The organism is Streptomyces noursei (assembly GCF_001646665.1).
GTDB classification, from domain to species: domain Bacteria; phylum Actinomycetota; class Actinomycetes; order Streptomycetales; family Streptomycetaceae; genus Streptomyces; species Streptomyces lavendulocolor.
In genome coordinates this window covers 136,199-150,563 of the sequence record NZ_LWBU01000395.1, presented here as the reverse complement: position 1 = coordinate 150,563, position 14,365 = coordinate 136,199, and the positions used below count along the sequence as shown (strand labels likewise).

12 protein-coding genes are annotated in these 14,365 nt (G+C 71.9%); 8 read left to right on the top strand and 4 right to left on the bottom strand.

The genetic code is table 11. The annotated features are described in order from the left end of the window. Positions 1-134 precede the first annotated feature (134 nt). The 3 genes from A4V12_RS32595 (at position 135) to A4V12_RS32585 (ending at position 2,952) form a co-directional block, all read left to right on the top strand. Entirely contained in the window at positions 135-1,061 is a 927-nt protein-coding gene (locus A4V12_RS32595; RefSeq protein WP_064073099.1) for an ABC transporter ATP-binding protein, read from the top strand. An 85-nt stretch (positions 1,062-1,146) separates the two neighbouring features. Further along, positions 1,147-1,914 (top strand): ABC transporter permease, encoded by a 768-nt coding sequence (locus A4V12_RS32590; RefSeq protein WP_064073098.1) that lies wholly within the window; start codon positions 1,147-1,149, stop codon positions 1,912-1,914. Between the two features lie 57 nt (positions 1,915-1,971). Then, positions 1,972-2,952, top strand: coding sequence for a COX15/CtaA family protein (locus tag A4V12_RS32585; RefSeq protein ID WP_064073097.1), 981 nt, complete (start codon positions 1,972-1,974; stop codon positions 2,950-2,952). A gap of 43 nt (positions 2,953-2,995) precedes the next feature. Here the strand turns inward: A4V12_RS32585 and A4V12_RS32580 are convergent, their stop codons facing one another. The 3 genes from A4V12_RS32580 to A4V12_RS32570 form a co-directional block, all read right to left on the bottom strand. After that, positions 2,996-4,108: an amidohydrolase family protein gene (locus A4V12_RS32580; protein ID WP_064073096.1), complete on the bottom strand. Its 1,113-nt coding sequence runs from the start codon at positions 4,106-4,108 to the stop codon at positions 2,996-2,998. Positions 4,109-4,176: 68 nt separating this feature from the next. Beyond that, positions 4,177-4,524 (bottom strand): hypothetical protein, encoded by a 348-nt coding sequence (locus A4V12_RS32575; RefSeq protein WP_064073095.1) that lies wholly within the window; start codon positions 4,522-4,524, stop codon positions 4,177-4,179. Between the two features lie 94 nt (positions 4,525-4,618). Further along, positions 4,619-5,560 (bottom strand): heme o synthase, encoded by a 942-nt coding sequence (locus tag A4V12_RS32570; RefSeq protein WP_064073169.1) that lies wholly within the window; start codon positions 5,558-5,560, stop codon positions 4,619-4,621. Between the two features lie 356 nt (positions 5,561-5,916). Here A4V12_RS32570 and tkt point away from each other — a divergent pair, with 356 nt between their 5' ends. Genes tkt through pgl form a run of 5 tightly spaced genes read left to right on the top strand, consistent with a single transcriptional unit; the run spans position 5,917 to position 12,537 of the window. Next, on the top strand, positions 5,917-8,004 hold the full coding sequence (gene tkt, locus A4V12_RS32565) for a transketolase (RefSeq protein WP_064073094.1): 2,088 nt from the start codon (positions 5,917-5,919) through the stop codon (positions 8,002-8,004). A gap of 35 nt (positions 8,005-8,039) precedes the next feature. Beyond that, positions 8,040-9,158: a transaldolase gene (gene tal / locus A4V12_RS32560; RefSeq protein WP_064073093.1), complete on the top strand. Its 1,119-nt coding sequence runs from the start codon at positions 8,040-8,042 to the stop codon at positions 9,156-9,158. A 3-nt stretch (positions 9,159-9,161) separates the two neighbouring features. Next, complete coding sequence (gene zwf / locus A4V12_RS32555; RefSeq protein ID WP_064073092.1) at positions 9,162-10,694, top strand: glucose-6-phosphate dehydrogenase; 1,533 nt, start codon at positions 9,162-9,164, stop codon at positions 10,692-10,694. Then, entirely contained in the window at positions 10,691-11,758 is a 1,068-nt protein-coding gene (gene opcA / locus A4V12_RS32550) for a glucose-6-phosphate dehydrogenase assembly protein OpcA (RefSeq protein WP_064073091.1), read from the top strand. Before zwf ends, opcA begins: the two co-directional genes overlap by 4 nt. Then, entirely contained in the window at positions 11,755-12,537 is a 783-nt protein-coding gene (gene pgl / locus A4V12_RS32545; protein ID WP_064073090.1) for a 6-phosphogluconolactonase, read from the top strand. The genes opcA and pgl overlap by 4 nt, the downstream gene beginning before the upstream one ends. A 147-nt stretch (positions 12,538-12,684) precedes the next feature. On the opposite strand, the gene pgi is transcribed toward pgl, so the two are convergent. Then, on the bottom strand, positions 12,685-14,337 hold the full coding sequence (gene pgi, locus A4V12_RS32540) for a glucose-6-phosphate isomerase (protein ID WP_064073168.1): 1,653 nt from the start codon (positions 14,335-14,337) through the stop codon (positions 12,685-12,687). Positions 14,338-14,365: the final 28 nt, after the last annotated feature.

The following is a 14,365-nucleotide window of genomic DNA, read 5'->3' as shown; positions in this document are numbered from 1 at the left end:
CGACCGCCGGTACGCGGGCACCCCTGGAGGCGATCATGCCGGGGACCGGATCCGGCCCTGCGGCCGGTCCGTTTCCCGCCACCGGCTCCACCCGCCGAACGGGGCGCCCCGACCCGCTCTCTAGACTTCCGCCCATGCGAAACGAGTCCGTCGTCCAGGTCCGTGGCCTGGTCAAGCGGTACGGGACCAGGACCGCGGTGGACGGCCTCGACCTCGACGTCCGGGCGGGCACCGTCACCGCCGTGCTCGGGCCGAACGGGGCCGGCAAGACCACCACCGTCGAGACCTGCGAGGGCTACCGCCGCGCCGACGCCGGCACCGTCCGCGTCCTGGGCCTCGACCCGGTCGCCGACGCCGCCCGCCTCCGGCCGCGCATCGGCGTGATGCTCCAGTCCGGCGGCGTCTACTCCGGCGCCCGCGCGGACGAGATGCTCCGCCACATGGCGAGACTCCACGCCCACCCCCTCGACGTGGACGCGCTGATCGAGCGCCTCGGGCTCGGCTCCTGCGGCCGCACCACCTACCGCCGGCTCTCCGGCGGTCAGCAGCAGCGCCTGGCGCTCGCCCTGGCCGTCGTCGGCCGCCCCGAGCTGGTCTTCCTGGACGAACCGACCGCCGGACTCGACCCGCAGGCCCGCCGCTCCACCTGGGAACTGATCCGCGAGCTGCGCGCCGACGGCGTCACCACCGTCCTGACCACCCACTTCATGGACGAGGCCGAGGAACTGGCCGACGACGTCGCCATCATCGACGCCGGCCGGACCGTCGCCCAGGGAAGCCCCGAGGAGCTGTGCCGCGGCGGCGCGGAGAACACCCTCCGCTTCACCGGCCGCCCCGGCCTCGACCTCGGCTCGCTGCTCAAGGCGCTGCCGGACGGCACCGCGGCCGCCGAGCCGGTGCCGGGCGCGTACCGCATCAGCGGCACGGTCGACCCGCAGCTGCTCGCCACGGTGACCAGCTGGTGCGCCCAGCACGGGGTGATGCCCGACGGCATCGCGGTCGAGCGGCACACCCTCGAGGACGTCTTCCTGGAGCTCACGGGCAAGGAGCTGCGCTCATGACACGAGTCCGCGCCGGCGAACGCCGGGCGCCCGGGGGCCGCCCCACGGGACGGCACGATCTGGAACCGACCGGCAAGGAGCCCTCATGAGCGCCGGGACCTACACACCCCGGCCGGGCGCGGCGCCCGTCGGGCGGATGATCGCCGCGCAGGCCGCGTTCGAGACCAGGATGCTGCTGCGCAACGGCGAACAGCTGCTGCTCACCGTCGTCATCCCCTCCCTGCTGCTGGTGCTGTTCTCGACGGTCGACATCGTCGACACGGGCGGCGGCGAGGCCGTGGACTTCCTCGCCCCCGGCGTCCTCGCGCTCGCCGTGATGTCGACGGCCTTCACGGGACAGGCGATCGCCACCGGCTTCGAGCGGCGGTACGGGGTGCTCAAGCGCCTCGGCGCGTCGCCGCTGCCGCGCTGGGCGCTGATGACGGCCAAGACGCTCGCGGTGCTCGTCACCGAGGTCCTCCAGGTCGCCCTGCTGACGGTGATCGCCCTGGCGCTGGGCTGGTCGCCGCACGGCAGCCCCCTGTCCGTCGCGCTGCTCCTCGTCCTCGGCACGGCGGCCTTCTCCGGCCTCGGGCTGCTGATGGCGGGCACGCTGCGGGCCGAGGCGACGCTCGCCGCCGCGAACCTGGTGTTCCTGCTGCTCCTGGTGGGCGGCGGGGTGATCGTGCCGCTGGAGAAGTTCCCCGCCGGGGTGCGCGCGGTGCTGGAGCTGCTGCCCATCTCGGCGCTGTCGGACGGGCTGCGGGACGTCCTGCGGGAAGGGTCTGCGATGCCGTGGGGCGCCGCCGGGATCCTGGCGGTGTGGGCGGTGCTCGGGCTCGGCGCGGCGGCGCGGTTCTTCCGCTGGGAATGACCGCCGGGAGCGCCCGGAGGGGGGCCTCGTGAATCGGTGCACAAGCGGGCGCCTACGATGGTGTCCGTGTTGACCCCCCTCGCCTTTATCGCCCAGCGCTGGACACCCTCCCCCAAAACGGTCCGGCGTGCCGCCCTCTCCGCCGTCGTCATGACGGTGGTCATCATCGTGACGGGTGGCGCCGTCCGGCTGACGGGTTCCGGCCTCGGCTGCGACACCTGGCCCAAGTGCACGGACGACAGCCTGTTCACCACGTCCGAGCAGGGCATCCACGGAGCCATCGAGTTCGGCAACCGGCTGCTCACCTACGTGGTGTCGGCGGCCGTGGGCTGGTTCATCGTGGCCGCCCGCTGTGCCGAGCCCCGGCGGCGGCAGCTGAGTCGGCTGGGCTGGCTGCAGTTCTGGATCGTGGCGCTCAACGCCATCATCGGCGGCATCACCGTGCGGCTGGAGCTCAACCCGTGGACCGTCGCCATCCACTTCCTCGCCGCCAACGCGCTGCTGACGGTGACCACCGTCAGCTGGCTGCGCAGCCGGGAGGGCGACGGCCCGGCCCGGCCGCGCGTGCCGGGGCCGGTGCGGAAGCTGGGCTGGACGCTGGTGGTCGTGGCCGGCCTGCTCGTGGCGGCGGGCACCCTGGTGACGGGTTCCGGCAAGCACGCGGGGGACAGCAGCGACGTGCCGCGCATGCCGTTCGACTACACCTCGGTCGCCCAGCTCCACGCCCTGTTCGCCTGGGCGGTGTGCGCGCTGGCGCTGGCCGTGTTCTTCGTCCTGCGCGTGGTGGACGCCCCCGACGACACCCGGGCGCGCGCCCGTGACCTGCTGCTGGTGCTGGTGGCGCAGGGCGCGATCGGGTACGTGCAGTACTTCACCGGGGTGCCGGAGGTCCTGGTCGGCCTGCACATGCTGGGCTCGTCGCTGATGTGGATCGCGGTCCTGCGCCTGGCGCTGAGCCTGCGGGAGCGGCCGGCCCGGGAACCCGGGACCGGGATCCCCGCGCAGGCCCCGGACGCGGCGCTGAGCCCCACCGCCTGACGGGCGCACCGCCCGGGGGCGGGGTGCGGGGTGCGGACACTCCCTAGTGACCGCCCGGGCCGGGAACCTGCTGGGCCTGGTCGAGCCGGTACACCCGCCGGGCGTTGCCCGAGGCGATCATGCCCGCCACCCGCTGGGCGTCGGGACGGGACCACGCGCCGTCGACGACCCAGTCGGCCAGCACCCGGCCGAGTGCCTCGCGGAACACCCGCGCCCCCACCACGTGCAGTTCGGGCAGCCCCCGCGCGCCGCTGGAGAACAGCAGCTTGCCGAACGGCGCCAGCTCCAGGGTCTCCGCGAGCACGGCCGCCGCCCGCGCGCCGGTCCGCGCGAGCGCCGGGCCCAGGTCGGCGTACACGTGGGGGAACACGCTCGTCAGGTGCGCGGCCTGCCGGTGGTGGGGGTAGCCGTGCAGCAGCACCAGGTCGGTGCCCAGCCCGGCGGTGGCCGCCGCGAAGTCGCCGAGCGTCATCGGGTCGTCGTCGCCCAGGTGCAGCTGGAGGGGCCGCCCGGACGAGACGGCGATCCACAGCAGGTGCCGCAGCAGGACCGGGTCGGTGAGCGCGCCGCCCACCGTGCGGCGGGCCAGCCAGCGCCCGGCCGCGCCCCGCACCTCGCCGGGGCCGGGGGGCGCGGGGGCGAGGGCGAGCCCGTGGCGCACGGCGGCGGCGGAGGTGAAGGCGACGGCGGTGAGGGCCGCCCCGTGGACGGCCTCGGCGAGGTTGGCGAGCAGGGCGTCGACGGTGCCGGACGTGTCGGCCACCTGTTCGGCGAGGGGTTCCAGGCGGACGATCTCGTGGGCCCGGGCGTCCCCGGCGGCGGCGATCTCCGCCGGGCCGGTGAGGTCGCCGGGCGGGCCGGTCTCCACCAGGTAGGTGGAGATGCCGGTGGCGCGGAGCAGGCGGCGCCCCGATTCCAGGACGCCGAGCTCGCGGCGGCGGGCCAGGTAGCGCGCGGGCGGGCAGTGCGGTTCCAGCCCGAGCAGGGGCGGGCACCAGCGCCGTACGGCGAAGCCGGTCTGGGTGTCGAAGAAGGTCGTACCGGCCGCGGGCGGAGCGGCGGACCGGCCGAGCATCGTTTCGAAGGTGCCGAGGCCCAGCTCCGTACGGAGCACCCCGTGGCAGTACTGGTCCACCAACATCGGGGTGTCGATCATGCGGGGGCTCCCTGCGCCGGCTGAACCGTCACAGGTCCTAACGGGTGAGCCCCGCCCAAGGTGTTGCCTCAGTCGTTCGACGGGCCGCCGATCTGGATGCCCGCCATGCGGGTCCACTCGTACGGGCCGGTGCGGACCTTGGCCGCGAAGTCGCCGTCGAAGTTCTCGTGGAGGGTGAGGCCCGCCTTCTCGGCGGCGCTCTTCGCGACGTCGTGGGAGGGTGCGACGAGGTCGCCCCAGCCGCCGTCCTCGCCGACGAGCACGATCCGGGTGCCCGTCTGGCCGATGTAGGCGAGCTGGCCCTCGGCGCCGCCGTGTTCCTTGGAGAACGCCTGGATCCGCTTGGCCAGCTTCGCGGCCGTGCGCTCGGCCCCGGCCTTCGCCTGCGTCGTGTCGCCCTGCTTGGTGTCTGCCATGGACAGGATGCTACTCGCGGGTAGATCGACTGGCGACGGGCGGGCCACGTGGCCTTGACCACGCGGCCCGCCCGTCGGCGCGGCGGGGGTGCGGTTACCGCAGGAAGGGGTCGACCGCGACCGCGACGAACAGCAGCGACACGTAGGTGATCGACCAGTGGAACAGCCGCATCTCCTTCAGCTTGCCGCCGGTCTCGCCGGCCTTGGCGCGGTTCTGCAGGGCGTGCGCCTCCCACAGCCACCAGCCGCCGGTCGCCAGCGCCACCGTCGTGTAGAACCAGCCGGTGTAGCCGAGCGGCGTCAGCAGCAGGGAGACGGCGACCATCACCCAGCTGTAGAGGACGATCTGGCGGGCCACCACCTTGTTGGAGGCGATGACGGGCAGCATGGGCACGCCCACGCGCGCGTAGTCCTCCTTCACCTTCATCGACAGCGGCCAGTAGTGCGGCGGCGTCCAGAAGAAGATGACGAGGAAGAGGACGACGGCGGCCCAGGACACCGAGTCCGTGACCGCGGACCAGCCGATGAGGACGGGCATGCAGCCGGCGATGCCGCCCCAGACGATGTTCTGCGCGGTGCGGCGCTTGAGGATCATCGTGTAGACGACGACGTAGAAGAGGAGCGCGCCCAGCGACAGCCCGGCGGACAGCCAGTTGACCAGCAGCCCGAACCACAGGGTGGAGACCACCGCGAGGGTGAGGCCGAAGACCAGGCCCTCGCGCGGCGAGACCATGCCCGTGACCAGCGGCCGCTGCGACGTGCGGTCCATGAGCGCGTCGATGTCGCGGTCGATGTACATGTTCAGCGCGTTGGCGCCGCCGGCCGACAGGTAGCCGCCGAGGCAGGTGGCGAGCACCAGCCACAGGTCGGGCACGCCCTGCTCGGCCAGGAACATCACGGGAACCGTGGTGATCAGGAGCAGCTCGATGATCCGCGGCTTGGTCAGCGCCACGAAGGCCTTGACGCGGGCCCCGAATGGCCGCTTCCCCGTGCTCGTCCCGAGCACACCCGCCGGACGGGATTCGACGGCCGTCACGCACACCCCTGACAGAGACATCCCAGCGAGTCGCCTCCCGGGCGTGAAGGCCCGGTAGAGACTCGCGCGTACCACGCCACTCTAGACGTTGCCCATACCTCGCCCTCCGCGGGGGTGGGTCGTGTTGGAGAGGGCACCGCAAAGGGTGGTTTCCACGCTCGGATGAGCGATCGGATGAGCGCCTCCGTATTCACTTGCCAAAGGCCGTGGGGCCCAGTCAGGAGGCGGATCCCGGCCGACCCCGGCAGTCTGGAATGACTCGAAAAAATGCACGTTCTCGCGGGGGTAGGCTCGACAACGGCCGGTGGGATCTACGTCACCGGCATTCGACATGTGGAGAGGAGCCCTGACCCAGGGTGAGCACCAAGCCGACCACCACAGACCTCGAGTGGACCGAGTTGGACCAGCGGGCCGTCGACACCGCCCGCATCCTGGCCGCCGATGCCGTACAGAAGGTCGGCAACGGCCATCCCGGTACGGCCATGAGCCTGGCCCCGGCCGCGTACACCCTCTTCCAGAAGGTGATGCGGCACGACCCGGCGGACGCCGACTGGACCGGGCGCGACCGTTTCGTGCTGTCCGCCGGACACTCGTCCCTGACGCTGTACACGCAGCTCTACCTGGCCGGCTTCGGCCTGGAGCTGGACGACCTGAAGGCGTTTAGGACCTGGGGCTCGAAGACCCCGGGCCACCCGGAGTACGGCCACACGGTCGGCGTCGAGACGACCACCGGGCCGCTGGGCCAGGGTGTCGCCAACGCCGTGGGCATGGCCATGGCCGCCCGCTACGAGCGCGGCCTGTTCGACCCGGAGGCCGCTCCCGGCACCTCGCCGTTCGACCACTTCGTCTACTGCATCGCCGGTGACGGCTGTCTCCAGGAGGGCATCTCCGCGGAGGCGTCGTCCACGGCCGGCCACCAGAAGCTCGGCAACCTGATCCTGCTGTGGGACGACAACCACATCTCGATCGAGGGCGACACCGAGACCGCCGTCTCCGAAGACACGATGAAGCGGTACGAGGCGTACGGCTGGCACGTCCAGCGCGTGGAGCCGAAGGAGAACGGCGACCTCGACCCCGAGGCCCTCTTCGCAGCGATCCAGGCCGCGCGGGCGGAGACCTCGCGCCCGTCGTTCATCGCGATGCGCTCCATCATCGCCTGGCCCGCGCCCAACGCGCAGAACACCGAGGCCGCCCACGGCTCGGCGCTCGGCGACGAGGAGGTCGCGGCCACCAAGCGCGTCCTGGGCTTCGACCCCGAGAAGTCCTTCGAGGTTTCGGACGAAGTCATCGGCCACACCCGCCGGGCCCTCGACCGCGGCCGTGAGGCCCGGGCGAAGTGGGAGAAGCAGTTCCAGGAGTGGCGCTCCGCCAACCCGGAGCGCGCCGCCGAGTTCGACCGCATCGCCGCGGGCGAGCTGCCGGCCGGCTGGGAGGAGAAGCTCCCGGTCTTCGAGACCGGCAAGGGCGTCGCCACCCGTGCCGCCTCGGGCAAGGTCCTCCAGGCGCTGGGCGCGGTCGTCCCCGAGCTGTGGGGCGGCTCCGCCGACCTGGCCGGCTCGAACAACACGACGATCGACAAGACGTCGTCGTTCCTCCCGGTGGGCAACCCGCTGCCGGAGGCCGACCCGTACGGCCGGACCATCCACTTCGGCATCCGCGAGCACGCGATGGCCGCGGAGATGAACGGCATCGCGCTGCACGGCAACACCCGCATCTTCGGCGGCACCTTCCTGGTGTTCTCCGACTACATGCGCAACGCGGTCCGCCTCTCCGCGCTGATGCACCTGCCGGTGACGTACGTGTGGACGCACGACTCCATCGGCCTCGGCGAGGACGGCCCGACGCACCAGCCGGTCGAGCACCTGGCCTCGCTGCGCGCCATCCCGGGCCTGAACGTGGTGCGCCCGGCCGACGCCAACGAGACGTCGATCGCCTGGCGCGAGGTCCTGCGCCGCTGGACGAAGGAGTTCGGCAAGGGCGCCCCGCACGGTCTGGCGCTCACCCGCCAGGGCGTTCCGACATACGACTGGAACGACGACGCCGCCCGCGGTGGCTACGTGCTGTTCGACGCCGAGGGCGGCGAGCCGCAGGTCGTGCTGATCGCCACCGGCTCCGAGGTGCACCTGGCCGTCGGGGCACGCGAGCAGCTCCAGGCCGCGGGCGTCCCGACCCGGGTCGTGTCGATGCCGTGCGTCGAGTGGTTCGAGGAGCAGGACCAGGGGTACCGGGATGCGGTGCTGCCGCCTTCGGTGAAGGCGCGTGTCGCGGTCGAGGCCGGGATCGGTCTGACCTGGCACCGGTACGTCGGTGACGCGGGTCGCATCGTCTCGCTGGAGCACTTCGGTGCCTCGGCGGACGGCAAGGTGCTCTTCCGCGAGTTCGGCTTCACCGCCGAGGCGGTCGCCGCCGCCGCCCGGGAATCCATCGAAGCCGCCGCGCGCTGACGCCGGTACACGAACTAGTAGGAGATGCATTTCTCATGACAGACGCACTCAAGCGCCTCTCCGACGAAGGCGTCGCGATCTGGCTGGACGACCTGTCCCGCAAGCGGATCACGTCCGGCAACCTCGCCGAGCTGATCGACCAGCAGCACGTGGTGGGTGTCACCACCAACCCGTCGATCTTCCAGAAGGCGATCTCGCAGGGCGACGGCTACGACGTCCAGCTGTCGGACCTGGCGGCCCGTGAGGTGACCGTCGAGGAAGCCATCCGGATGATCACGACGGCGGACGTGCGGGACGCCGCCGACATCCTGCGTCCGGTCTTCGACGCGACGCAGGGCCAGGACGGCCGGGTGTCGATCGAGGTCGACCCGCGCCTGGCGCACAACACCAAGGCGACGGTCGCCGAGGCCAAGCAGCTGGCGTGGCTGGTGGACCGGCCGAACACGCTCATCAAGATCCCGGCCACCAAGGCGGGTCTGCCGGCGATCACCGAGGTCATCGGCCTCGGCATCAGCGTCAACGTCACGCTGATCTTCTCGCTGGAGCGCTACCGCGCGGTGATGGACGCCTACCTGGCCGGTCTGGAGAAGGCCAAGGAGCGCGGCCTGGACCTGTCGAAGATCCACTCGGTGGCGTCCTTCTTCGTGTCCCGCGTGGACACCGAGATCGACAAGCGGCTGGACGGCATCGGCACCGACGAGGCCAAGGCGCTGCGCGGCAAGGCCGCCCTCGCCAACGCCCGTCTGGCGTACGAGGCGTACGAGGAGGTCTTCTCCTCCGACCGCTGGGCCGCCCTGGACAAGGCGCAGGCGAACAAGCAGCGCCCGCTGTGGGCCTCGACCGGCGTGAAGGACCCGGCGTACAAGGACACCCTGTACGTCGACGAGCTGGTCGCCCCGGGCACGGTCAACACGATGCCGGAGGCCACCCTGGAGGCCGCGGCCGACCACGGCGCCGTCACCGGCAACACCATCGCGGGCACCTACGACCAGGCGCGCGCCGACCTGGCGGCCCTCGAGAAGCTCGGCATCGGCTACGACGAGGTCGTGCAGCTGCTGGAGGACGAGGGCGTCGACAAGTTCGAGGCGTCCTGGAACGACCTGCTCAAGTCGACCGAGGCGGAGCTGAAGCGCCTCGCCCCTTCGGAGGCGTAAACCTTGAACGCTGTTCATGGAGCGAATCCGCTCCGTGACGCCGCAGACCGACGGCTCCCGCGCATCGCGGGGCCGTCGGGCCTGGTGATCTTCGGCGTCACGGGCGATTTGTCCCGTAAAAAGCTGATGCCTGCCGTCTACGACCTCGCCAACCGGGGCCTCCTGCCGCCGGGCTTCTCGCTCATCGGGTTCGCCCGGCGCGAGTGGCAGGACGAGGACTTCGCCGACGAGGTGTACCAGGCCGTCAAGCAGCACGCCCGCACGCCCTTCCGGGAGGAGGTGTGGCAGCAGCTCAGCCAGGGGATGCGGTTCGTCCAGGGCAACTTCGACGACGACGAGGCGTTCGAGACCCTGAAGAAGACGATGGACGAGCTGGACCAGGCGCAGGGGACCGGCGGCAACTTCGCGTTCTACCTCTCCGTACCGCCCAAGTTCTTCCCCGTCGTCGTGCAGCAGCTGAAGAAGCACGGGCTGGCCGAGGAGAAGGGCGACTCCTGGCGCCGCGCGGTCATCGAGAAGCCGTTCGGCCACGACCTGGCGTCCGCCAAGGACCTGAACGGGATCGTGCACGAGGTCTTCTCGCCCGACCAGGTCTTCCGCATCGACCACTACCTGGGCAAGGAGACCGTCCAGAACATCCTGGCGCTCCGGTTCGCCAACACGCTCTTCGAGCCGATCTGGAACCGGTCGTACGTCGACCACGTGCAGATCACCATGGCCGAGGACATCGGCATCGGCGGCCGCGCCGGGTACTACGACGGCATCGGCGCCGCCCGTGACGTCATCCAGAACCACCTCCTCCAGCTGCTCGCACTGACCGCGATGGAGGAGCCCGCCTCCTTCGACGCGGACGCCCTCGCGGCCGAGAAGACCAAGGTGCTGGGCGCGGTGAAGCTGCCCAAGGACCTCGGCAAGTCCACCGTGCGCGCGCAGTACGCGGCCGGGTGGCAGGGCGGTGCCAGGGCCGTCGGCTACCTGGAGGAGGACGGCATCGACCCGCAGTCGAAGACCGACACCTACGCCGCGGTCAAGCTGGAGATCGACAACCGCCGCTGGGCGGGCGTCCCCTTCTACCTGCGCACCGGCAAGCGCCTCGGCCGCCGGGTCACCGAGATCGCGGTCGTCTTCCAGCGCGCCCCGCACTCCCCCTTCGACCACACGGCGACCGAGGAGCTGGGGCAGAACGCCCTGGTCATCCGGGTGCAGCCGGACGAGGGCGTGACCCTGCGGTTCGGCTCGAAGGTGCCGGGCACCTCCATGGAGGTCCGGGACGTGTCGATGGACTTCGCCTACGGCGAGTCCTTCACGGAGTCCAGCCCCGAGGCGTACGAGCGGCTGATCCTCGACGTCCTGCTCGGCGACGCCAACCTCTTCCCGCGCACGGAGGAGGTCGAGCTGTCCTGGAAGATCCTCGACCCGATCGAGCAGTACTGGGACCGCCACGGCAAGCCCGCGCAGTACGAGTCCGGGACCTGGGGGCCGGCCGAGGCGGACGAGATGCTCGCACGAGACGGACGGAGCTGGCGCCGGCCATGAAGACCGACCTTACGGACACCACATCCAGCAAGATCAACAAGGCGCTGGTGCTGGGGCGGCGGGCCATCGGGACACCGGCCATCGGCATGGTGCTCACCCTGGTGATCGTCACCGACGAGGAGAACGCCTACGACGCGCTGAAGGCCGCCAACGAGGCGTCCCGCGAGCACCCCTCGCGGACGCTGGTGGTCATCAAGCGCCCCTCGCGTTCGCCGCGGGACCGGGCCAACGCCCGCCTGGACGCCGAGGTGCGGCTGGGCGCGGACGCCTCGACCGGCGAGACGGTGGTGCTCCGGCTGTACGGCGAGGTCATCGACCACGCCCAGTCGGTCGTCCTGCCGCTGCTGCTGCCGGACGCCCCGGTGGTGGTCTGGTGGCCGGTGGCCGCGCCGGCCGACCCGGCCAACGACCCGCTGGGCGCCCTCGGTCAGCGCCGCGTCACCGACTCGTACGCCTCGGAGCACCCGGTGCGGGAGCTCGCCGCGCGCGCGGCGGCCTACACGCCGGGCGACACGGACCTGTCCTGGACCCGGATCACGCCGTGGCGTTCGATGCTGGCGGCGGCCCTGGACCAGGTGACGTGCGAGGTCACGTCGGCCGAGGTGGAGGGCGAGGGGTTCAACCCGAGCGTCGAGCTGCTGGCCATGTGGCTGGCGGACCGGCTGAAGATCCCGGTGAAGCGCGCCACGTCGTCCGGCCCCGGTCTGACGGCGGTGCGGATGGAGACCACCTGCGGTCCCATCGTGCTGCACCGGCCGGACGCCTCGCTCGCCACCCTGTGCATCGAGGGGCAGCCGGACCGCGCGGTGGCGCTCAAGCGCCGTGAGACGTCCGAGCTGATCGCCGAGGAGCTGCGGCGCCTCGACCCGGACGACACGTACGCCTCCGCGCTGCGGTACGGCGTGGAGCGGCTGGGCGAGACGGCCCGGTCCGAGGGCGGGGGCGCACCGGACGGCGCCGGCCGGCAGGCGGAGGAGACGCCCGCCGGGCAGCCGGCCGGGGAGAAGCCCGCGGCGAAGAAGACCGCGGCCAAGTCCTCGGCCAAGAAGGCGGCGACCACGTGAGCGCTCCGGAGCTCGTCGTCCACCGCGACAAGGAGCTGATGGCACAGGCCGCCGCGGCCCGGCTGGTGACGAGCATCGTCGACGCCCAGGCCGCCCGGGGCTTCGCCTCGGTGGTCCTGACCGGCGGGCGCAACGGCAACGGCCTGCTGGCCGCCCTGAGTTCGTCGCCCGCCCGGGACGCGATCGACTGGTCGCGCCTCGACCTGTGGTGGGGCGACGAGCGGTTCCTGCCCGAGGGCGATCCCGACCGGAACGACACCCAGGCCCGCAAGGCGCTGCTCGACGGCGTGCCGCTGGACCCGGCACGGGTGCACACCATGCCGGTGGCGGGTGGCGCGTACGGCGACGACGCGGACGCCGCGGCCGCCGCGTACGCGGAGGAACTGGCCGCCGCGGCCGGACCCGACGACGACGGCCCGGTGCCGACGTTCGACGTCCTGATGCTGGGCGTGGGGCCGGACACGCACGTCGCCTCGCTCTTCCCGGAACTCCCGGCGGTGCGGGAGACCGAGCGCACGGTGGTGGGCGTGCACGGTGCGCCCAAGCCGCCCCCGACCCGCGTCTCGCTCACGCTCCCGGCGATCCGGGCCGCCCGCGAGGTGTGGCTGCTGGCGGCCGGCGAGGACAAGGCGCAGGCGGTGGCGATCGCCCTGTCGGGCGCGGGCGAGATGCAGGCCCCGGCCGCCGGTGCGTACGGCAGGTCGCGGACGCTGTGGCTGCTGGACCAGGCGGCGGCCGCGCGCCTGCCCGGGGCCCTGGAGCCGCCGGCGGGCGTCTGACGGCCGCTCAGGCCCGTGCGTGGGAGGCCCGGTTCACCCGTGGGGGTGGGCCGGGCCTCCGGCGTCGGCGGGCGTGCCGGAACGGGGGTCGGGGGCGGGCTCCGGAATGGGCTCCCGAGGCCGCCCGTGCCCTCCCCCGTCAGGGCGTCACCGGCCGCGCAGCGTCCGGTACCGCTCGGCCAGCGCGGCGGTGGAGCTGTCCAGCCGCTCGCCGCCCTCGCCCTCGGTCAGCACGGGCTCGATCCGCTTGGCCAGCACCTTGCCCAGTTCGACGCCCCACTGGTCGAAGGAGTCGATGTTCCAGACGGCGCCCTGGACGAACACCTTGTGCTCGTACAGCGCGATCAGCTGGCCCAGCACCGACGGGGTCAGTTCGTCGGCGAGGATCGTGGTGGTGGGGTGGTTGCCGCGGAAGGTCTTGTGCGGCACCAGTTCCTCGGCCACGCCCTCGGCGCGGACCTCGTCGGGCGTCTTGCCGAAGGCGAGGGCCTGTGTCTGGGCGAAGAAGTTGGCCATCAGCAGGTCGTGCTGCGGGACGAGACCGGGCTCCAGGTCGGCGACCGGCCGGGCGAAGCCGATGAAGTCGGCCGGGATGACCTTGGTGCCCTGGTGGATCAACTGGTAGTAGGCGTGCTGCCCGTTCGTCCCCGGGGTGCCCCAGACGACGGGGCCGGTCTGCCAGTCGACCGGGTTGCCGTCGCGGTCGACGGACTTGCCGTTGGACTCCATGTCGAGCTGCTGGAGGTACGCCGTGAACTTCGACAGGTAGTGGCTGTACGGCAGGACGGCGTGCGACTGGGCGTCGAAGAACGCCCCGTACCACAGGCCCAGCAGGCCGAGGAGCAGCGGCGCGTTCTCCTCGGGCGGGGCGGTGCGGAAGTGCTCGTCGACCAGGTGGAAGCCGTCGAGCATCTCCCGGAACCGGTCCGGTCCGATGGCGATCATCAGGGAGAGGCCGATGGCGGAGTCGTAGGAGTACCGGCCGCCGACCCAGTCCCAGAACTCGAACATGTTGGCCGTGTCGATGCCGAACCCGTCGACCTTCTCGGCGTTGGTCGACAGGGCCACGAAGTGTCGCGCCACGGCGTCCTGACCGGCCCTCAGGCCGGTGAGGAGCCAGTCGCGGGCGGAGGTGGCGTTGGTGATGGTCTCGATGGTGGTGAAGGTCTTGGACGCGATGATGAACAGCGTCTCGGCGGGGTCCAGGTCGCGGATCGCCTCGTGGAGGTCCGCGCCGTCCACGTTGGAGACGAAACGGAACGTCAGGTCGCGCCGGGTGTAGGAGCGCAGCGCCTCGTACGCCATCGCCGGACCGAGGTCGGATCCGCCGATACCGATGTTGACGATGTTCTTGATGGGCCTGCCGGTGTGCCCGGTCCACTCGCCGGAGCGGATCCGCTCGGAGAAGGCGGCCATCTTGTCGAGCACGGCGTGCACGCCGGGGACCACGTTCTCGCCGTCGACCTCGACCACGGCGTCGCGCGGGGCGCGCAGCGCCGTGTGCAGGACCGCCCGGTCCTCGGTGGTGTTGATGCGATCGCCGCGGAACATGGCGTCCCGCAGCGCGGCCACGCCGGTCGCGGCGGCCAGCTCGCGCAGCAGCCGCAGCGTCTCGTCGGTGACCAGGTGCTTGGAGTAGTCCAGATAGAGGTCGCCCACCCGCAGCGTGTACGCGGTGCCGCGCGTCGGGTCGGCGGCGAACAGCTCACGCAGATGCGTCTGCCCCAGCTGCTCCCGGTGCTTGCCGAGGGCCGTCCACTCGGGCATCCGGTTGAGCCTCGTGCGGCTTTCTGCATTCATCTCGGACATCAGCCCACTTTCTCGTACC